Source organism: Archangium sp. (assembly GCF_036277355.1).
In the GTDB taxonomy this organism is placed as follows: Bacteria; Myxococcota; Myxococcia; order Myxococcales; family Myxococcaceae; genus Archangium.
Genome location: NZ_DASUNC010000131.1, coordinates 77,260 through 96,275, shown reverse-complemented (window position 1 = coordinate 96,275; position 19,016 = coordinate 77,260). Strand labels below are relative to the sequence as shown.

Sequence of the window (19,016 nt, the reverse complement as noted above, 5' to 3'; positions counted from 1 at the left end):
CGCATGGCGCTGCCCGCACTGGCCCTCGGCTGGCTGCTGGTGGCCTCCGCCCCGGCCGTCAAATACAAGGCCTCGGCCCGCGTCGAGTCCGTGGCCCGCACGAAGCTGCTCACCGAGACGTCCGCCTCCCCCGTGGTGACGGACCTGATGCTCGTGCCGCGCTTCGAGGGCTACCTCTACACCAACCGCCTCGACGTCAAGCTCATCTACGAGCCGCAGTTCCTCATCCGCCAGTCCTTCATCAAGCCGTCGCTGGAGATCCTCCAGTCCGTCTACACGCGCGCGGACTACAAGCTGCGCCGCGACTTCTCGCTCATCGCCGTCCACACCACCACCTTCGGCGCCTTCCCCTTCGAGGACTACGCGGGCGTCGGTAAGATCGGCCTGCCGGCGACCCCCGTGGGCGCGACGAGCCGCACGGACAGTGCATACGTCTACACGGAGACGGCGGCGGGTTTCTGGACGTCGCTCGGCATCAAGCGCCTGTCGGTGGCCGGTACACTCGGTTGGGTCGTCAACGGTCTGCTGGAGGGTCCCGTGCGCCCCCTGCGGCGCGGCAGCGCGGCCTACCCGCAGCAGCGCTACCCCGAGCTGCGCCTCCAGTCCTTCTATGGCGCCACGCGGCGCGACTACTTCACCCTGTCGCTGTACGGCCGGGACGTGGAGTTCTCCACCGGCAACCGCGACTCCGTCCTCCAGTTCGCCCCCGGCATCCAGCACCAGTTCACCCCCCTGGTGGACCTGAGCCTGGAGTCCGGCATCGCGGTGGGTCGGGTCTACCCCCGGCGACCAGACGAGTTGCCGACCCACCTGGCGATGCCCACCCTGGAGGCTACCCTCAACACCCCCATCCCCCTTGGCAACCATTGGCCGGTGAAGGCCAAGGTGCGCGCGCGTTACCTGCCCTACATGGATCCCCTGAGTACCAAGCTCATCCCCCGGGCCGACGCGGGCCTGGAGCTGGAATGGAAGGGCCGGCGCGAGGCGAAGGTGCTGGCGAAGCTCCGCTATGCCCACCCCTTCACCACGGGGGTCCACCGGGACGATGCCGAGGCGCGCGCCGAGGTGGAGGCGCTGTGGCCCCTGCCGTTCTCGCGCTACTTCTTCGCCCAGGGCAAGGGCGTGTACACCTGGACGAAGCACGTGGTCATCGGCAGCCAGCCAGCCGTCCAGTGGTACACCAGTGTTGGATTGGTGGTCCGCTATGATCGTGGTAGGCTTTAGGCGCACCAGGCCATGAAGAAGTTCATCCTGATGTCGGTGCTATACGCCGTCCTCATCCTGCCGAGCCTGGCGGCGCGCGAGCGCAACGCGGTGCGTGGCGTAAAACGGGCGGTGGCTCTGTTCGTGGCGTACAACTTCCTCTACGCCTTCCTCGTCCTATCGGTTTGGACGCAAATGGAAGACTGAGAAAAAGGCCTGAGAGATTCTATGCAGCAGCAAGGAACAACCGTCCTCGTCGTGGAGGACTCGCCCATGTTCCGCAGGATGCTCAGCGACATGCTGCAGAGCCTCGGCTACACGCGCGTCCTCGAGGCCTTCAGCGGACAGGCGGCCAAGGAGCTCCTGGCCGAGCAGACGCCGGACCTGGTGTGCCTGGACCTGACGTTGCCGGACATCTCCGGCTACGAGGTGTGTGAGCACATCCGCGCCACGCCGGGCCTGCAGGACGTGCCGGTGCTGATGATTTCAGCGCGCACGCAGACGATGGACCGGGCGCAGGCGGAGGAGGCGGGCGCGAGCGGTTACCTCATCAAGCCCTTCACCCCCGAGGAGCTGCGCCAGCAGGTGGAGCGCGTGATGGCGGCGCGCCCGCGGAAGGAGGCGTAGAGCGGTCATGTCCCAGGCTCCTCGTGACGAGCTGCCCGAGGTGGAGCGCGCGCAGGCCCAGATCTTCGACTGGGAGGCGCTGCGCGACTACGCGGGCTTCGTGAAGAACGCGGTGCTGCGCCACAAGCTGCTGGCCCTGGCCACCTTCGTGGTGGTGGCGGCGCTGGGGCTGGCGCTCGCCAAGTTCCTGCCGCGCAGCTACTACGCCCAGGCCTCGCTGCTGCCCAAGCGCGCCTCCACCATCGCCGCGCTGGTCAACCCGGACCGCATCCCGGCGTTGGATCCGGATCCGCCCAACCCCCTGCACCCGGCGGGCGAGGTGGACTCGGTGACGCTCGCCGCCTCCAAGGCGGTGATGCGGCGCGAGAACCTGGTGGCCCTCATCAAGCGGGTGAACCTGCTGGACCGCTGGGACGCCACGCGCGCCCCGCTGCTGCGCTTCAAGGACACGGTGATGAACCTGCTGTCCGGCCGCCCCAGCGAGGACATCAAGCTGGACGCCATGGTGGGCATGCTGGAGAAGGCCCTCGTGGTGAACACCGATGATGGCAAGGTCACCCTCGGCATCACCTGGCCGGATCCACAGCTCGCCTACGAGCTGGTGGACGCCGCCCAGCTGAGCTTCCTCGAGGCCCGCCAGCGCGAGGACAACGCCAGCATCACCGACGCGCTCGCCATCCTCGAGGAGCACGAGAAGCTGGCCACGGAGAACTACAAGAAGGCCTTCCTCGAGTTCGAGAAGGTCTTCTCGGCCATCATGATTGAACGCCGCCGCGCGGTGGGTGACCCGCGCGTGGGTGGCTTCAACACGGACCAGCACCTGGCGGAGCTGCGCTTCCTCATCCGCGCCAAGCGCCGGGCCATCTCGGACTCCGAGGAGCAGCACAACCGGCGCCTGGAAGGGCTCAACGCCGAGCTGGTGGCCCAACGCAAGCTGTACGGGGAGAACCACCCCAACATCGTGGAGATCCAACAGCGCATCAACGGTTTGAGGGCCAAGGGCTCGCCGAACACGGCGGTGCTGCAGGCCGAGGAGGAGGAGCTGACGAAGGAGTACGCGCGCTTCGGTGGCGGCGCGGTGCCCTTCCCCGACGAGCCGGTGCCGGACCCCTACGGCCTGGAGCGCGTGCTGATGGGCATCCTCCCGGCGGTGTCGGAGAACCCGAAGGCGGCGGTGTCGCTGGACGAGGTGCGTGCGCGCACCATCATCATGCAGCAGCTGCGCAAGCGCATCGACGGGGCGAAGCTGGAGCGCGACATCTCCCAGGCCTCCTTCAAGTACCGCTACACCGTGCTCACCCCGGCCGAGTTCCCCCGCACGCCGGTGAAGCCCAACGCGAAGGTGATCGCCATCGGCGGCATCTTCGCGGGCCTCCTGCTGGGCATCTTCGCGGCGCTCGCCCGGGACGTGCTCAGTGGCCAGCTGCTGCAGGCCTGGCAGGTCCGGCGTGGACTGGGCCTGCCCGTCCTCGCGGAGCTGGAAGCCCCCTCGTTCGAGACGCAGTCCTCCTCCCGCTAAAGCACCCCCTGTGAAGTCCACCCCATGATTCTCGACTTGCTGCTCGTCCTCCTGGCCCTGCCGGTGCTGCTCGCCGCGGGGTACCTGCTGCTCCTCACGCTCCTGTCGGGGGAGAAGAAGGCACCACCCCAGGTGGCGCCGCGGCTCAAGTTCGACATCATCATCCCCGCGCACAACGAGGAGGCGGGCATCGCCCGCACGGTGTCCAACCTGTCGCGGGTGGACTATCCGGTGGAGCTGCGGCGCATCGTCGTGGTGGCGGACAACTGCTCGGACGCCACGGCGGACCGGGCGCGCGAGGCCGGCGCCACGGTGCTGGTGCGCCACAACCAGGAATTGCGCGGCAAGGGCTACGCCCTGCAGCTCGCCTTCGAGCGGAGCCTCGCGGATGGCTTCGCCGACGCGGTGGTGGTGGTGGACGCGGACACCGAGGTGACGCCCAACCTGCTGCACGCCTTCGCGCTGCGGCTGGAGGCGGGCGCGCAGGCGGTGCAGGCGCACTACGGCGTGCTCAACCCGCACGCCTCCTGGCGCACCCGGCTGATGGCGGTGGCCATGGCGCTCTTCCACAAGGTGCGCTCGCTGGGCCGGGAGCGGCTGGGCGTCTCGTGCGGCCTGCGCGGCAACGGCATGTGCTTCACCCACGCCATCATCCGCCAGGTGCCCCACGAGGCCTTCTCCATCGTGGAGGACCTGGAGTACGGCATCCGCCTGGGCAAGGCGGGCCAGCGCGTGCACTACGCCTGGGAGGCCGAGGCCCTGGGCGAGATGGTGACGAGCGAGAAGGCCGCGCGCTCGCAGCGCCGCCGCTGGGACGGCGGGCGCATGGCCATGACGCGCAAGTTCGGCCTGCCGCTGCTCGCCGAGGGCCTGCGCAAGGGCGACAAGGTGCTGGTGGACCTGGCCATGGACTTGCTGGTGCCGCCGCTGAGCTGGGTGGTGCTGGGCGCGGGCGCGGTGACGGTGGCCTCCGGGGCCCTGTCGCTGTGGCAGGGGCACGTGACGCTGTCCGCGTACGTGGCGGCGGCGAGCGTGCTGTCGCTGGTGCTCTACGTGATGCGCGGCTGGTGGGTGTCCGGCATGGGCCTGTCGGGCCTGTCGGCGCTGGCCTGGGCGCCCTTCTACGTGGCCTGGAAGGTGTGGCTGATGCTCAGCCGCCCCGAGGAGAAGAAGGGCGAGTGGGTGCGCACCACCCGCGAGGCCCCCAAGCCCTGAGCTGATAGCGGGAGCTCGGCCCGCTCCGGACGATGATCCAGGACTTCCTCTCCCGTCCCCTCGTCTTCTACGCGTCGCTGGCCGTCCTGGCGCTGGCGACATTGGGGCTGCTCGTCCTGGCTCCGGCCGTCGCCATGCTGCCGGTGGCGGCCGTCATCGGCGGGTGGTGGGTGTGCCAGCAGAAGATCCGCACGCTGGCGCTCGCCATCTTCGCCATGGCCGTCACGGTGGACCTCGTCACCGAGGTGCCCTACGAGGGCCACTGGCAGTCCCCCCTCTACTTCCCCGGCCTGCTGCTCTTCACCAAGCCGGGCATGTCCCTGCCCCTCATCGACGTGGCCACCGTCGGGCTGCTCGGGCTCAACGCCTACCGGCGCGCCATGGGCATCACCATCGACGGTCCGCCCACGCCACCCCTGCCCAGGCCGCTCGTCCTCGGGCTGCTCGCCGTGCCGGCCACCATCCTCTGGCTGCAGCTGTGGGGCATCTACATCAACGGCGGCAACTCGGTGGTGGCCAAGTGGCAGTGGCACCAGATGATGTCGCTGCCCCTGCTGGTGGCGCTCTTCAACGTCGCGCTGCGCGGACCCGAGGACTTCCGCACCGTGGGCCGCATCGTCATCGTGGGCTGCTGCGTGAAGGCATTCATGGGCGCCTTCTTCATCCTCACCATCGCCCGGCCCCGCGGCCTGTACCACGAGTACGCCACCACGCACTCGGACACGGTGCTCTACGTCACCGGCCTCATGTGCGTCATCGCCTCGTGGATGGAGCAGCCCCTCCGCAAGCACTTCTGGCGCATGGTCTGGGTGTGCGCCGTCATCTTCATGGGCATGCACTACAACGACCGGCGCCTGGCGTACGTGAGCCTCACGTTCTCGCTCATCGCCGCGTACGCCGTCAGCCCCTGGCACCAGGTGAAGCGCTACGCCACCCGCGCCGGCCTCTTCGTCGCCCCGCTCTTCCCCTTCTACCTCGCCGTGGGCTGGTCCAACCCCACCGGCATCTTCGGCATCGTCGGTGTCTTCAAGTCGCTGGTGGAGGGCGAGAACCTCCAGAAGGGGCAGATGGACTACCGCGACATCGAGAACCTCGACGTCGTCTACACCTGGGAGCAGCACCCCATCCTGGGCACCGGCTGGGGGCATCCCTTCCTCGAGAAGATCAAACTGCCCGACATCTCCCACGCCTTCGCCGACTACCTGTACCACCCCCACAACTCCGTCCTGGGAATGCTCGCTTTCGGAGGAATCATCGGTTTCTCGGGCTTGTGGAGCTGGGTGTCCATCGCCATGTTCCTCACCGTCCGCGCCTACCACCGGGCGCACGAGCCGGAAGCCCGCGCGGGAGGATTGGTGGCGATGTCGGTGATTGTGGCCTATACCAACCAGTGTTTCGGAGACATGGGCACCATCAGCTGGCTGGGCACCATCCTGGTGGCAATGGCCGCGACGTGTGCGGGGAAGCTCGCCACGGTGACGAATGCGTGGCCGACCGCCCAACGCCTGCGAAACGAAGTCTCGGCGCCTGAGAAAACGGCCAGCCCCGTAGGAAATCTGGTATGATACCGCACCGCAAACCGAAGAGGCCACGGAAATACGACAGTCAGGGCCAGAGCCCCGTCGCTTCCGAGATGCCAAACGCCCGGCAACGCGGTAACATGGCCTTGCCCATGTTCGAGCCTCACGACAAGAAGACCAAGGGTGGCTCCCGGGGCGGTGGTCCGAACCCACCGGATCAGCGGCGCGTGGTGCAGCCGCTGTCGGTGATTCGAGGCAACCGCCAGCAGCCCGCCCCTGCGTCTCCGTCCGCCCCTGCCCTCACCGGGGAAGGGACGGCCGAGGTCGTCGAGCAGCAGCAGCCAGCGCCTCAGCAGCAGAAGAGCACCAGCAGCGTCCCGTCCAGCACCCTGCTGCACCTGTGGGCGATGCTCAACCAGCGCGGCCGGTGGTCGTCGCTGGTGGTGGTGCCCTCGCACGAGGGCGGCTCCGGAATGCAGGTGGTGCAGGCCATCCTCGAGGTGGCCAACAAGCAGAGCAGCACGCCGGTGCACTTCCTGGACGCCGAGGGCCTGGAGATCGGCGCCGCCCAGCACGTGGTGGCCGAGATGATGGCCTACGTGGAGCAGGGAGACCGGGTGGTGGTGCTGCTGGACTCCGTGGTCGCCAACCCCGTGGGCCTGGAAGTCGCCCTGGCGGCCGAGCGGGCGCTGCTGTGCGTCTCCCTCGGCACTTCGGATTACACCTCCGCTCGCCGTACGCTGGACCTGATTGGGAAGGAGCGCTTCCTCGGAAGCGTTACCCTCCAGCCCACGTCCGGAGCTCCGAAGAAATGAGCGCAGCCCACGGCGCCTCTGGCGCCGCCGTTCCACCTCGGCCCGTGGCCTCGCGCCCGCGGCTGAGTGTCGTCGTTGCCACCTACAACCGCGTGGACCTCATCCAGCGCCTGTTGGGCCAGTTCGCCCGGCAGACGCTGCCCGCCTCGGACTTCGAGGTGGTGGTGGTGGATGACGGCTCGCGCGAGCCCGTGGCGCCCCACCTGGAGAAGCTGACGCTGCCCTTCAGCCTGCGCGTGGAGACGCAAGCCAACGCCGGTGCGGCGGCGGCCCGTCACCGCGGCGTGCTCGCGGCGCGCGGCGAGGTGGTGCTCATCACCGACGACGACATGCAGGTGGCCGAGGACTTCCTCGCCAGGCACCTGGCGCGTCACCCGAAGGGCTCGCGCAACGTCGTCATCGGCAGCATCCGTCCGGATCCGGCCATCTCCGACATGCCGCTCTTCGAGCGGTGGTACGCGTGGCTCAACAACCGCATCGCCGCGAGCATGAGCGGCCCCAAGCGGCGCGCCCACGGCTGGCAGCTCTTCACCGGCAACGTGTCGTTCCGCCGCGAGGACTACGTGGCCGCCGGGGGTTTCGACAAGAGCCTGGGCCAGTCCGAGGATATTGAACTGGGCGTGCGCCTGGAGAAGGCCGGCTGCCGCTTCGAGTTCTGCACCGAGGCGTACGTGCTGCACGGCTCGGATCACACCAGCTTCGAGAAGTGGCTGAAGCGCGCGCACCGCTACGGCATCTTCGACTCGCGCGTGGCGGCGAAGCACGCGGACGTGCCGCAGGTGGATCCGTGGCGCTACCTCTTCGAGATGAATCCGCTGGCCCGGCCGCTGCTGGCCGCCGCGGTGGTGGCGCCCGAGGCCACCCGTCCGGTGACGCAGGCGGTGATGGCCGCGGCGAAGCTGGCGGACAAGGCCGGCCTGAAGAAGGCCGCCTTCATGGGCACCTCGGTGACGTACGCCATGGAGTACCTGCGCGGCGCTCGCACCGAGGCGGGCTCGCTCCCGAAGGCCGCGAAGCACGTGGCGCGCTATGCGCTCACCGCCGGCCGGCCCGGCCAGGTGCTCAAGCTGGCCCGGGCGCTCAAGGAGGATGCGCTGCAGGTGGCGAAGTCCGAGTACGGCCAGCCCGGCCTGAAGGCCGTGGCCGCCATGGTGCTCACCTCGGACGGCTACCGGGTGCTGGCGCTGCAGCGGCTGCGCGAGGCCGCGCTCGGATTGGGCATTCCGCTCGGCAACCATGCGCTGCGCGTGGCGCAGACGGCGGTGCTCGGCGTGGAGATTGGCAAGGACGTGGAGCTGGGCAGCGGCGTGTACTTCGTCCACAGCCTGGGCACCGTGGTGGGCGGCGACGCGAAGGTGGGCAACCGCGTGCGCTTCTACGGCAACAACACCGTGGGCACCGCCAAGGACGACGGCTACCCCGTCATCGAGGATGACGTGTGGGTGGGAGCCGGCGCGCGCATCCTCGGCCCCATCACCGTGGGCGCCCGCTCGCGCATCGGCGCCAACGCGGTGGTGCTCCAGGACGTGCCCCCGGACAGCGTGGCCGTGGGCATCCCCGCCCGCATCATCCCCCGCAAGGACGTGGACGGCGAGTGATGCGGCGGTCCGGCTGGAACGTGGGTTTCAGGCATGGCAGGAGGGCCCGCGCGGCCCTGCTGGCCGGCGTGTCCCTGTGCGTGCCCCTGTTGGAGTCCTGCAAGCAGAACACCTCCGAGGCGGCCACCTCGCAGGGCGCGCCGTCCTCGCCCTCGGGCGTCTACAACATCCCCCCGCTCACCGAGCCCGCGTGGGCCGGTGGACTGCAAGCGGGTTGGAAGGACGAGGGCTGGTCCGAGCGCGATCCAAAGCACCAGGGCAGCGCGAAGATGCGCATGGCCAACCTGGGTGGCTTCATGCTGCAGAAGAAGGGCATCCAGGGTGACTTCGGCGGCCTGGCGCTGCGCTACAAGGCGCCCTCCAGCTTCGGCGACTTCCTCGAGGTGCGGCTGGACTCGGAGGGCGAGACGCTCTTCCCCCGCGTGCGCGTGGACAACAGCCACGTGGCGCGCCGCGAGGGCGAGTGGGTGCAGCTCTTCATCCCCTTCGAGAAGCTCAACCCGGACAAGGTGCCCTTCAGCCGCATCGTCATCCGCGCCTACAAGAAGGTGGGCAACGACTGGGTGGAGATGGACCAGGTGGGCCTCACCGCGCCCGGTGGCATGACGCCCGCGGATGGCACCGCCTTCGTGCAACAGCAGTCGCAGCAGCCGGGCGAGGCGGCGCGGGCCGTCGTGGAGCCCGTGGAGCTGGCCTATGACAACGGCCTGCAGCCGGGCTGGGAGGACCGCGGCTGGTCCGAGCGCGAGCTGAAGGGCCCCACCCCGGCGAGGCTGCGCATGGCCAACCTGGGCGGGTGGATCCTCCACAAGAAGGGCCTGGGCGGCGAGTACGGCGGCGTGGCGCTGCGCTACCGCGCGCCCTCGGGCTTCGGGGACTTCCTCGAGCTGCGGCTGGACACCGAGGGCGAGGTCCTCTTTCCCCGCGTGAAGCTGTCGGACACGTACGTCACCGCGCGCGAGGGCGACTGGACGCAGGTGTTCGTCCCCATGGAGCAGCTCAACCCGGACAAGCACGCCTTCACGCAGATCGTCCTGCGCGCGCACAAGAAGGTGGACGCGGAGTGGGTGGAGCTGAACCAGGTGGGCTTGGCCCGGCTCGTCACCAGCGCCAACGTGGGCACCATCCCCGTCACCGCCGGTGGACAGCCCGGCCCTCCGGACGCTTCCGCCGTGGGCGGTGGCCGCGTGGCGCTCGGCGACGCGAAGACGTCCAAGGTGGTGGTGGACTGCACCCAGCCCGGCCACCCCATCAGCCCGCTCATCTACGGCATCGCCTTCAACAACCTGCGCGAGCTCAAGGACAACCACCAGTGGGAGCTCGGCGCCACCGCGCGCCGCTGGGGCGGCAACCCCACCTCCCGTTACAACTGGAAGCTGGGCAACGTCTGGAACACGGCCAACGACTACTTCTTCCGCAACATCGTCCTCGGCACCAGCCCCCAGTACACCTACGACAGCTTCCTCCAGGCCAACCAGCAGCGCGGCCTCCAGTCCGCCCTCACCGTGCCCATGCTCGGCTGGGTGGCCAAGGACTCCTCCTCCGTCTCCTTCCCCAAGTCCCTCTTCGGCGCGCAGCAGAAGATGGATCCGGACGTGACGGAGGCCGGCAACGGCATCGCCCTCTCGGGTGAGGGCCTCACGCCGCTGCCCCCCGCCCAGACGAGTGTCGAGGCGCCTCCCGCCTTCATCCACGAGTGGGTGCGCTCCATCCGCGAGAAGGACAAGACGCGCGGGCGCGGCGTGCAGATGTACATCCTCGACAACGAGCCGATGCTCTGGAACACCACGCATCGGGACGTGCACCCGGAGCCCGTCACCTACGACGAGCTGCTCGAGCGCACCATCGCCTACGGCACCGCCGTGCGCCAGGCGGACCCCGAGGGCCTCATCGCCGGCCCCGCCGAGTGGGGGTGGACGAACTACTTCAACTCGGCCGCGGACATGGCTCCGGGCGGCAACAAGAAGGACCGCAAGGCCCACGGCAACACGCCGCTCATCGCCTGGTACCTCAAGAAGCTCGCCGAGCACGAGAAGCAGACGGGGACGCGCGTCCTCGACGTGTTGGACCTGCACTTCTACCCGCAGGGCGACGGCATCGGCTTCGAGGAGCGCGGGGCCACGGACCCGGACACGTCCGCGCGGCGCATCCGCTCCACGCGCGCGCTGTGGGACCCGAAGTACAAGGACGAGTCGTGGATCGACGACTCCGTCGAGCTCATTCCGCGCATGAAGCGCTGGGTGGCGGAGAACTACCCGGGCCGCGGCGTCTCCATCGGCGAGTACAACTTCGGCGCCACGGGGCACATGAGCGGAGGCCTCGCGCAGGCCGAGGCCCTGGGCCGCTTCGCCGAGTACAACCTCACCTCGGCCTTCCTCTTCACCTACCCGCCCAACCGCAGCCCGGCCTTCTGGGCGTTCCGCGCCTTCCGCAACTTCGACGGCAAGGGCGGGCGCTTCCAGGACAACTACGTGCCCTCCAGGTTCGAGAAGGGCGCGGACTCGCAGGGCATGTCGCTGTTCGCCTCGCGCAGCGGTGACGGCAAGCGCGTGGTGGCCATCGCCCTCAACCTGGAGCCGGACGCCGCCCGCAGCACCCAGGTGGAGCTCAAGGGCTGCGGCAACGTCTCCAACGCGCGGGTGCTGGGCTACGCCGGAGAGCCCTCGGGCTTCGCCGAGCGCAAGTCCTTCTTCCAGGCGGGCAGCAGCCTGCAGGTGCTCCTGCCGCCCTGGTCCATCACCGTGCTGGACCTCACCGTCGCCCAGTAGGCGCTCACGGCGTCGGACGAGCCAGCGCCTCCACCTGCTCGTCCGTCAGCTCCAGCTTCTCCTCCGAGCCACTCCACACGAAGGGAATGCCCGGCTGACGGTAGTGCGCGGCGGGGATGTCCTTGGCCATCTGCGCGTGCAGCTGCGGCAGTTTCGACCAGTGCAGCGCCTGCTTCGCGTGGTGCGCGGCGTGGTAGCCGAGGTTGCCCGTCATCAGGTTGTAGCCCCGGTGGAGGATGTTGTACGATGCCTCGGCGTGCTCCCGCGTCTCGAGCCCCACGTGGTGGAAGTACGTGGCCCAGGACGTCACGTACAGCGACGTCGCCATGGGCAGCAGGAAGACGAACAGCGCGTTGTACCCGTTGTGCCAGAAGAGCACGCCGAGCAGCGCGAGCTGCACCCCGCCCATCACCAGGAAGATGCGCAGCGCCTTGGGATAGCGGCGCCCCACCTCGTAGGCCCGCGGATAGGCCGTCAGCGCCGTGGTGAGCGAGTACTCCACTTCCCCCATGGTGCTGCCGTCGCCGCGCTTCCAGCGTGACTCGTCCTTCCCCTGGTCCAGGTAGTTCACGTGGTGGCCCACCACATGGTGGAGGAACCACGTATGGGACGTCACCCCCGTCTGGAAGCCGAAGACGATCTCCAGCAGCCGGTTGAGCGGCGCGTGGCGGAACATGTTCAGGTGCTGGTGGTGGTGGTTCCACGCGCTGATCCACCCCTTGGGGATGATCCCAATGCCAAACCACAGAATGGGCAGCCACCAACTGCTCGCCATGAAATACACCGTCAGGTCGAGCGCGAACACGCACGCGAACAGCAGGACGGGGATTCGATCCTCGGGGTGCCGGAACAGGGTCATTCGTCTTTCACACAGGTGGAAATCACCGAGATGGGCCGCGCAGGATACACAGCGCCCGGCTGGATTCCCACATAGGGAGAAACCGCTAGGGAGGCGGACGGAGGCTCCTCAGGCCGTCCGCTGGGGCGCGGAGGCCGGCGGCGGAGCCTTCCGGGGCAGCGTCACCACGAACTCGGTGAACCGGCCTTCCTCTGACTCGAATGTCAGCGTGCCCCCGTTGGCCTGCACGATGATGTTGTGGCTCAGCGACAGCCCCAGCCCCGTCCCCTTCCCCGGTGCCTTCGTCGTGAAGAACGGGCTGAAGATGCGCTCCCTCAGCGCCACGGGGATTCCCGTCCCGTTGTCCCTCACCCGCAGCTCCATGCGGTCTCCCACCGCCCGCGTCGTGACGGAGATGACTGGCGTGTAGCCCTCCCCCTCCCGGGCCTTGCGCGCCTGCACCGCGTGCAGCGCGTTCTCCAGCAGGTTGATGATCACCCGGCCAATCTCATCCGCCACCCACTCCGCCTCCCCCAGCGACTCGTCGTAGTGCGTCTCCAGCTTCACCCCACTGGCCGCGCCCTCTCCCCGCCCCTGCAGCGCCAACACCGTGTACTGCCGCACCAGTCCATTCACGTCCACCGGCTGCCGCTGCCCCGTCCCCGGCCTCGAGGAGTGCTGCAGCATGGCCTTCACGATTCCGTCCGCCCTCCTGCCGTGCTCGTGGATCTTCACCGCGTTCTGCCGCAGGTCCTGCACCAGCTCCCTCAGGTACTCGTAGCTGGACGGCGTCAGCCGCTCCTTCTGCCCGGTGAACTCCTGCACCAGCTCCTCGCCCAGCTTCACCGACAGGTCCGCGAAGTTGTTCACGAAGTTGAGCGGATTCTTCAGCTCGTGCGCGATGCCCGAGGTCAGCATCCCCAGCGACGCCAGCTTCTCCTGCACCACCAGCTGCCGCTGCGTCTCCTTCAGCCGCTCCAGCGCGTCGGAGAGCTCCCGCGTCCGCGCCTTCACCCGGCTGTCCAGCGTCTCGTACAGCTTCGCGTTCTCGATGGAGATGGCCGCCTGCGCCGACAACAGCTCCAACACCTGCCGCAGCTGCGGGGAGAAGGCGTTGGAGACCAGCTCGTTCTCCAGGTACAGGATTCCCACCAGCTTCTTCTGGTGGAGGATGGGCTGGCACAGCACCGACTTCGGCCGGTGCCTCGCCACGTATGCGTCCGAGATGAACGCCCCGCTCTTCGCCGCGTCTCCCAGCACCACCGCCTGATGCGTCCTGTGCACGTACCGGACGATCGCCTGTGACACGTCCTCCCGTTGCTCCACCGGCTCGTGCACCAGCTCGATTCCACCAGGGCCCGCCACCACGCCCAGCGCGGACTCGCCCTCCACCATCAACAGGCCCCGGCGCGCTCCCGCGTTCTCCAGCACGATGCCCATCAACTTCTTCAGCAGCCCCTCCAGGTGCACCTCGCCCGAGAGCGCCTGCGACGCCTTCAGCACCGACAACAGGTCGAGCGCCGAGCCCACGCTCTCCAGCTCCTTCACCGTGTCCGTCTGCCGCGTGTCCATCCGCCGCGCGTGGTGCCTCGCCATCACCACCGCGGCGAGCTCCGGGTGCCGCCGCTCCAGCTCCTGCACCTTCGCCTTCGCGCCCCACAGCCCGTACAGGTGGTGCGCCTTCTCCAGGAACAGGCCCGCCAGCTCGAGCTCCCCCCGGCTGGAGGCGAACTCGGAGAAGAGCTCCGCCGCGAGCGCCTCCTCGTTCCGGTACTCGTTCTCGTGGGCCAGGGCCATCGCCTGGTAGTACAGCTCCCGCGCCTTCTCCGGCTCGCCCAGCACGCGCGCCCGCTCCGCCCGCACCAGGGCGTACTTGTGCGCGTGGTTCATCGGCGCGTGCGCCGCGAACATCTTCAGCCGCTCCAGGTTCCCCTCCACCCGCGCCAACAGGGGCCCCCGCATCTCCAACGAGGCGTCCGGGAGGTTCGCCAACACCGCCAGCGAGCCGAACAGCAGCGCGGTGGGCACCTGGAACTGCCCCACCAGCCCGTTGAGCTGCGTCCTCAATGCATCCGCGTGCTTCAGCGCCTCGGCGCGGCGGCCGAACAGGAAGCTCAGCTGAAGCTTCCACAGGTACGCACTGCCCAGGCCATACGAGTCCCGCGCCTCCTGGTGGAAGGCGAGCATCGTCTCCTCGTCATACGCCTCGCCCACCAGCCGGGTGGGCTCCTCCACGCGGCCCATCAGGTTGTGGACCACCTGGCGCACCGCCCGCGTGTAGTTCAGCGCGGGCTCGTGCCGCAGCTGGACGAGCGCCGGAATGCTGCTCGCCGTCACCTGCTCCACCTGCGCCAGCTCCACGCCCCCCAGGTAGAGCTGCGTGGCCTGGGACACCAGCGAGTAGCTCGCGAAGTCCAGGTCTCCCGTCTCCAGCCCCGTGCGGTAGATGTCCTTGAAGGCCTGCACGCTGCGGCGCACGTGCTCCTTGTGGTGCGCGATGTAGCAGGAGACGATGTACTCGGTCCGGGCCTCGTAGTTCCGGGCGTCGTAGCGCGCGAGCACCCGCGAGGCGAGCTTGCCGAACTCGTACCCGTCGTCGATGCGCCCCAGCGCTCCACACAGGATGATGGCCCAGGAGGCATAGCCACTCGCCGACGGGCCCGCGTTGCCGTGCGCCACCGAGTACGCCACCTGCCTCACCGCCAGCAGCGGGAAGAGCCTCGGGTCATACAGGTACGACGTCGGAATCGTCGTCGCCAGGATGCGCAGCACCGCCACCTTCACCGGATCCGTCAGCGCCGGCAGCTCCAGCAACGCACCGATGGGCCTGCCCGCCAACGCCGCGTCCAGCTCGCCCACCGCCTTCAGGAGATCCGCCTCGGTGGGCGTGTCCGGGAAACGGACGCCGAGCACCTCGAGAATCCCCAGCGCGGTGTGCACCGCGTCTCCCAGCTTGTTCTGCGCGTTGAACGCCTGGATGCGGATCTCCGCCACCTTCACCCGCAACAGCACGTCCTCGTCGTGCGCCAGGACCTCCCGCGCGTAGAGGTCGATGCGGTTGAACTCCTTGTTGAGATAGCTCACCTCCGCCGCCTGCAGGTGGAGCTCGATGGCCAATGCGTGCCGCCGCTGGAAGCCGTCCTCCCCCAACAGCGCGATGCCCTTCTGGAGATAGCTCATCGCCGCCGCGTACGCGGTGGACGCCTTCGCCTTGCGCGCGGCCGCGAGGTTCAACTCCGCGAGCGCGTCCCGCTCCTCCCGTGCCTCGATGAGCGGGGAGCCCGCGTTGAGGTGGCCCACCAGCGAGAAGAGCCGCTCCTCGCGCTCCGCCTCGCTCGCCCCGCGCAGCAGCAGCCGGCCCACCTGCAAGTGCAGCGCGCCCCGCAGCTCCGGAGGAATGAGCGAATAGGCCGCCTGCTGCACCCGGTCATGCAGGAAGCGGTAGGTGACGCCCTGGGCTTCCTCCGCGAACCGGTACGCGCCATCCAGTGGAAGGACGAGCCCCTCCTTCAGCGCGGGCCAGAGCGCCGTGGCGGCCTCGGCGGCCGGCACACCCAGGCCCACCGCGAGCGTCTGGAGATCGAACACGTTGCCGATGCACGCCGCCACCCGGAGCGTGTGCTGCACCGGCTCGGCCAGACCGCGGATGCGCCCCGCCATCAGGTCCACCACGTTGTCCGTCATCTCCATGCGGGAGATGCGCGCGTCGTCCCACTGCCAGCGGCTTGGGCGCGTGTCGTAACGCAGCTCGCCCCGCTCGTGCAGCGACAGCAGGAACTGCCCCAGGAAGAACGGATTGCCCCCCGTCTTCTTCAGACACAGCTCCGCCAGCGCCACCACCTCGTCCCGCCCGCACTGCAGCGTGTCCACGAGGTACCCGATGACGTCCTCCCTCCCGAGCGGCGACAGGGAGATCCCCCCCACCCTCGCGCCCTGCTCGCGCATCGCCTCCACGGTGACGAGCAGCGGATGTCCCGCGTCCACCTCGTTGTCGCGATAGGCGCCCATGAGCAGCAGGTGCCGCGTCTCCGCGTCCGTCATCAGCCGCTCCAGCAGCCTCAGCGACGGCAGGTCCGCCCACTGCAGGTCATCCAGGAAGATGGCCAGCGGGTGCGCCGCGTCCGCGAACACCCGGAAGAAGCGCTCGAACGTCAGGTTGAAACGGTTCTGCGCCTCCGTCGGCGACAGCTCCGGCACCGGCGGCTGCTCGCCAATGACGAGCGCCACCTCGTGGATGACGTCGATGATGAGCTGCCCATTGGCCCCCACCGCCTCCAGCAGCCGCTCCTTCCACCAGGCCAGCTCCTCCGCGGGCTCGGTGAGCAACTGCCGCACCAGCTCCTGCACCGCCTGGATGAGCGAGGCGTAGGGGATGTCGCGGTTGAACTGGTCGAACTTGCCCGAGATGAAATAGCCCCGCCGCTCGACGATGGGCCTGTGCAGCTCGTGCACCAGCGCGCTCTTGCCGATGCCCGAGTAGCCCGCCACCAGCAGCAGCTCCTTGCCCCCGCTCGCGACGCGCTCGAAGGCCTCGAGCAGCAGTTGGGTCTCGCGCTCGCGGCCGTGCAGCCGCTGCGGCAGCCGCAACACGTCCGGCACATCGTTGCACCCGATGGGGAACTCGGTGATGTCTCCCCGCCCGTCCAGGCGCTCCAGGCACCGCGCCAGGTCCGCCCGGAGCGTGAAGGCGCTCTGGTAGCGCTCCTCGGCGCGCTTGGCCAACAGCCGCAGGATGATGTTGGACACCACCACCGGCACCGCGGGGACGAGCTCGTGCGGAGGCACCGGCACCTGGGCGATGTGCGCGTGCACCAGCCCCATCGGGTCCGCCGCCGTGAAGGGCAGCCGCCCCGTCACCAGCTGGTACAGCGTGACGCCCAGCGAATACAGGTCCGTCCGGTAGTCGATGGCCCGGTTCATCCGCCCCGTCTGCTCGGGCGAGATGTACGGCAGCGTCCCCTCCAGCACCCGCGGCCCCACCTGCGTCGGCACCTCGCGCGACAGCTCGGTGGAGATGCCGAAATCAATCAGCTTCAGCGTGTCCGTGTCCGGGTTGTAGAGGATGTTCGAGGGGTTGAGGTCCTTGTGGATGATGCGCCGCTGATGCACCCCCCCGAGTGCCTCCGCCAGGCGCGCCGCCATGTCCAGGAAGCGCCGCAGCTCCAGCGGCCCGGCGCCGAGCAGCTCCGACAGGGGCCGGCCCGCGAAATCCTCGAGCACGAGCGCCACGCCATTCCGGAACTCCTCCAGCGCGAGCGCCTCGATGACGCCCTCGCCGCGCGCCTGGCGCGTCATCCGGAACTCGTACCTCGAGCGCGCGAGCTGCTCGCTCGTCGGATACTCCGCGTGCACCAGCTTGAGCACCACCAGGCGCCCGTCCGCCTCGCGCACGGCCCGGTAGATGAGGGAGTGCCGGCTCTCGAAGAGCTTCTCCCGCAGGCCGTATCCCGAAATCACCTGGCTCCTCATATTCCGCCGTTTCAGCGCTGCCCGCCGGGCATCTGAAATCGAGTCGGAACACGAAGCAACGACCCGATCCCATGGCTGGCCCTCGTGCCTGCCCGAGCGCCCGGCTTGCGTGGAATTGTCCTCGTCCCTACAGTTCCCCGCCAGCCGGTCTCCAAGGCAAAGAACTCATTGACATGACCAAGGTTTTCAAGAAGGCGCAGCTCTGGCTGTTCTCGTACGCATGGGCCTGGGCGCTGTGCCTGGTGTTCTCCCTGAAGCGCGAGCGGATGTCCCACAACAGTGGCATCACCGCGAAGGGGCGCATCCGCATCACGAAGACGCCCGCCTTCCCCGCGCATGACTTCTTCGAGCCCGGCCGCGAGTTCAAATGCCGGCTCCGGCACGCCTCGGCCTCCTACGAGGACGACACCATCATCCAGGTGCGCTCCGCGTCGCTGAAGTTCGCGGACAGTGATGATGACAGCCCCCTGGATATCGAGCTGAACACCGGCACCATCTCGCTGTTCTGGACGGCGCGGAACTTCGCCGAGTTCTCCCAGCAGCGGCGCCACCGCGTCAACGAGCTCGCGTACTGGCATTACTACGACAAGTACCCGCGCGGCCTGCTCGCCGCCGAGGACGGCATCCGCAAGGACCCCGCCTCGTTCGCGCAGCTCTACTACCACTCACAGACGGCCACGCGCTTCGTCGGCAAGGACGGCGTGCTGCGCTACGCCAAGTACCGCCTGGTGCCCGCGGACCGCTGCCCCGAGTCGGGCCTCATGTCGAAGGACGAGCTGCGCAACCGCTGGAAGGAGGCGGTGGTGCCCGGTGAGAGCCGCCCTCCCGACTACCTCCGCCAGGAGCTCGTCGAGCGGCTCTCGCGCGGCCCCGTCCAGTACGTGCTGCAGATTCAACTCCACACGCCCCAGCCGGACGACAGCCCGGAGATCTTCAACTGCAACGTCGCCTGGGACGAGGCCACCCATCCCTATCTGGACCTCGCCACGGTGGAGCTCGAGTCCATCCTCCCGCGCGAGGAGGGCAACCCGATGCGCTTCTCCCTGGGCCACCACCCGCCCTCGCTCGGCGTCCTCCCGTCGGAGCACATGGACGACTACAACTCGCTCAACTACATGCGGCACAAGGCGGACCTGGTGAAGGAGGCCCGCGTCTACCTCACCAAGGCCTGGGGCCCCCGGGAAACGGAGCCGGGCGAGCGGCCGGAGACCGTGCGCGGCTGACCTGGCGCTCCGGGCTCACTCCGCCACCCAGATGGCGTCCCACGCGTTCATCCGGCCCCGCTGCCGGATGGACGGGAACGACCGGCCGGATTCCCGTGCGGCCCGCTCGAGCCTGGCCAGCACCTCGGGCGTGCGCGCGGCGAAGCCCCAGCCCCTCAGGAGCATGACGTCCTCGCCCAGGCACACGGTGCGCTCGTCGGGGAGCTCGAATCAGCTGGACA

At 68.9% G+C, this 19,016-nt stretch carries 13 protein-coding genes; 10 read left to right on the top strand and 3 right to left on the bottom strand.

From position 1 onward, the window contains the following. Nucleotides 1–3: 3 nt before the first annotated feature. From VFZ09_RS32205 to VFZ09_RS32165, 9 genes are all read left to right on the top strand, one after another. Nucleotides 4–1,224, top strand: coding sequence for a hypothetical protein (locus tag VFZ09_RS32205; protein WP_329731550.1), 1,221 nt, complete (start codon nucleotides 4–6; stop codon nucleotides 1,222–1,224). A 12-nt stretch (nucleotides 1,225–1,236) separates the two neighbouring features. Further along, entirely contained in the window at nucleotides 1,237–1,410 is a 174-nt protein-coding gene (locus VFZ09_RS32200) for a hypothetical protein (protein WP_329731549.1), read from the top strand. A 21-nt stretch (nucleotides 1,411–1,431) separates the two neighbouring features. Further along, complete coding sequence (locus VFZ09_RS32195; RefSeq protein ID WP_329731548.1) at nucleotides 1,432–1,830, top strand: response regulator; 399 nt, start codon at nucleotides 1,432–1,434, stop codon at nucleotides 1,828–1,830. Nucleotides 1,831–1,837: 7 nt separating this feature from the next. Next, nucleotides 1,838–3,349 (top strand): chain-length determining protein, encoded by a 1,512-nt coding sequence (locus tag VFZ09_RS32190; RefSeq protein WP_329731547.1) that lies wholly within the window; start codon nucleotides 1,838–1,840, stop codon nucleotides 3,347–3,349. Nucleotides 3,350–3,373: 24 nt separating this feature from the next. Continuing rightward, nucleotides 3,374–4,564, top strand: coding sequence for an exopolysaccharide biosynthesis GT2 family glycosyltransferase EpsU (epsU, locus tag VFZ09_RS32185; protein ID WP_329731546.1), 1,191 nt, complete (start codon nucleotides 3,374–3,376; stop codon nucleotides 4,562–4,564). A 32-nt stretch (nucleotides 4,565–4,596) separates the two neighbouring features. Beyond that, the gene (gene wzy / locus VFZ09_RS32180; RefSeq protein WP_329731545.1) at nucleotides 4,597–6,129 is read left to right on the top strand and encodes an exopolysaccharide repeat unit polymerase; all 1,533 of its coding nucleotides are present in this window, start codon (nucleotides 4,597–4,599) and stop codon (nucleotides 6,127–6,129) included. A gap of 107 nt (nucleotides 6,130–6,236) precedes the next feature. Continuing rightward, a complete protein-coding gene (locus VFZ09_RS32175) occupies nucleotides 6,237–6,899 on the top strand; it encodes a hypothetical protein (RefSeq protein WP_329731544.1) in 663 nt (220 codons plus the stop codon). Beyond that, a complete protein-coding gene (gene epsD, locus VFZ09_RS32170; protein ID WP_329731543.1) occupies nucleotides 6,896–8,497 on the top strand; it encodes an exopolysaccharide biosynthesis glycosyltransferase EpsD in 1,602 nt (533 codons plus the stop codon). Before VFZ09_RS32175 ends, epsD begins: the two co-directional genes overlap by 4 nt. Next, nucleotides 8,497–11,265: a glycoside hydrolase family 44 protein gene (locus VFZ09_RS32165; protein WP_329731575.1), complete on the top strand. Its 2,769-nt coding sequence runs from the start codon at nucleotides 8,497–8,499 to the stop codon at nucleotides 11,263–11,265. The genes epsD and VFZ09_RS32165 overlap by 1 nt, the downstream gene beginning before the upstream one ends. Before the next feature lie 4 nt (nucleotides 11,266–11,269). Here the strand turns inward: VFZ09_RS32165 and VFZ09_RS32160 are convergent, their stop codons facing one another. After that, on the bottom strand, nucleotides 11,270–12,124 hold the full coding sequence (locus VFZ09_RS32160) for a fatty acid desaturase (RefSeq protein ID WP_329731542.1): 855 nt from the start codon (nucleotides 12,122–12,124) through the stop codon (nucleotides 11,270–11,272). 108 nt (nucleotides 12,125–12,232) lie between these two features. Continuing rightward, nucleotides 12,233–17,560 (bottom strand): trifunctional serine/threonine-protein kinase/ATP-binding protein/sensor histidine kinase, encoded by a 5,328-nt coding sequence (locus VFZ09_RS32155; RefSeq protein WP_329731541.1) that lies wholly within the window; start codon nucleotides 17,558–17,560, stop codon nucleotides 12,233–12,235. Between the two features lie 185 nt (nucleotides 17,561–17,745). On the opposite strand from VFZ09_RS32155, the gene VFZ09_RS32150 reads away from it, so the two are divergent. After that, nucleotides 17,746–18,795 carry a hypothetical protein gene (locus VFZ09_RS32150; RefSeq protein WP_329731540.1) on the top strand — a complete coding sequence of 350 codons (1,050 nt, stop codon included), beginning with the start codon at nucleotides 17,746–17,748 and terminating at the stop codon, nucleotides 18,793–18,795. 15 nt (nucleotides 18,796–18,810) lie between these two features. Here the strand turns inward: VFZ09_RS32150 and VFZ09_RS32145 are convergent, their stop codons facing one another. After that, nucleotides 18,811–18,960, bottom strand: a complete 150-nt coding sequence (locus tag VFZ09_RS32145; RefSeq protein WP_329731539.1) for a hypothetical protein — start codon at nucleotides 18,958–18,960, stop codon at nucleotides 18,811–18,813. Nucleotides 18,961–19,016: the final 56 nt, after the last annotated feature.

Excerpts from the sequence above, each read along its gene's own strand:
- epsD (WP_329731543.1), top strand. The coding sequence starts at position 6,896 with ATGAGCGCAGCCCACGGCGCCTCTGGCGCCGCCGTTCCACCTCGGCCC.
- wzy (WP_329731545.1), top strand. The coding sequence starts at position 4,597 with ATGATCCAGGACTTCCTCTCCCGTCCCCTCGTCTTCTACGCGTCGCTG.
- VFZ09_RS32205 (WP_329731550.1), top strand. The coding sequence starts at position 4 with ATGGCGCTGCCCGCACTGGCCCTCGGCTGGCTGCTGGTGGCCTCCGCC.
- VFZ09_RS32200 (WP_329731549.1), top strand. The coding sequence starts at position 1,237 with ATGAAGAAGTTCATCCTGATGTCGGTGCTATACGCCGTCCTCATCCTG.
- VFZ09_RS32160 (WP_329731542.1), bottom strand. The coding sequence starts at position 12,124 with ATGACCCTGTTCCGGCACCCCGAGGATCGAATCCCCGTCCTGCTGTTC.
- VFZ09_RS32145 (WP_329731539.1), bottom strand. The coding sequence starts at position 18,960 with ATGCTCCTGAGGGGCTGGGGCTTCGCCGCGCGCACGCCCGAGGTGCTG.
- VFZ09_RS32190 (WP_329731547.1), top strand. The coding sequence starts at position 1,838 with ATGTCCCAGGCTCCTCGTGACGAGCTGCCCGAGGTGGAGCGCGCGCAG.
- epsU (WP_329731546.1), top strand. The coding sequence starts at position 3,374 with ATGATTCTCGACTTGCTGCTCGTCCTCCTGGCCCTGCCGGTGCTGCTC.
- VFZ09_RS32165 (WP_329731575.1), top strand. The coding sequence starts at position 8,497 with ATGCGGCGGTCCGGCTGGAACGTGGGTTTCAGGCATGGCAGGAGGGCC.
- VFZ09_RS32150 (WP_329731540.1), top strand. The coding sequence starts at position 17,746 with ATGACCAAGGTTTTCAAGAAGGCGCAGCTCTGGCTGTTCTCGTACGCA.
- VFZ09_RS32175 (WP_329731544.1), top strand. The coding sequence starts at position 6,237 with ATGTTCGAGCCTCACGACAAGAAGACCAAGGGTGGCTCCCGGGGCGGT.
- VFZ09_RS32195 (WP_329731548.1), top strand. The coding sequence starts at position 1,432 with ATGCAGCAGCAAGGAACAACCGTCCTCGTCGTGGAGGACTCGCCCATG.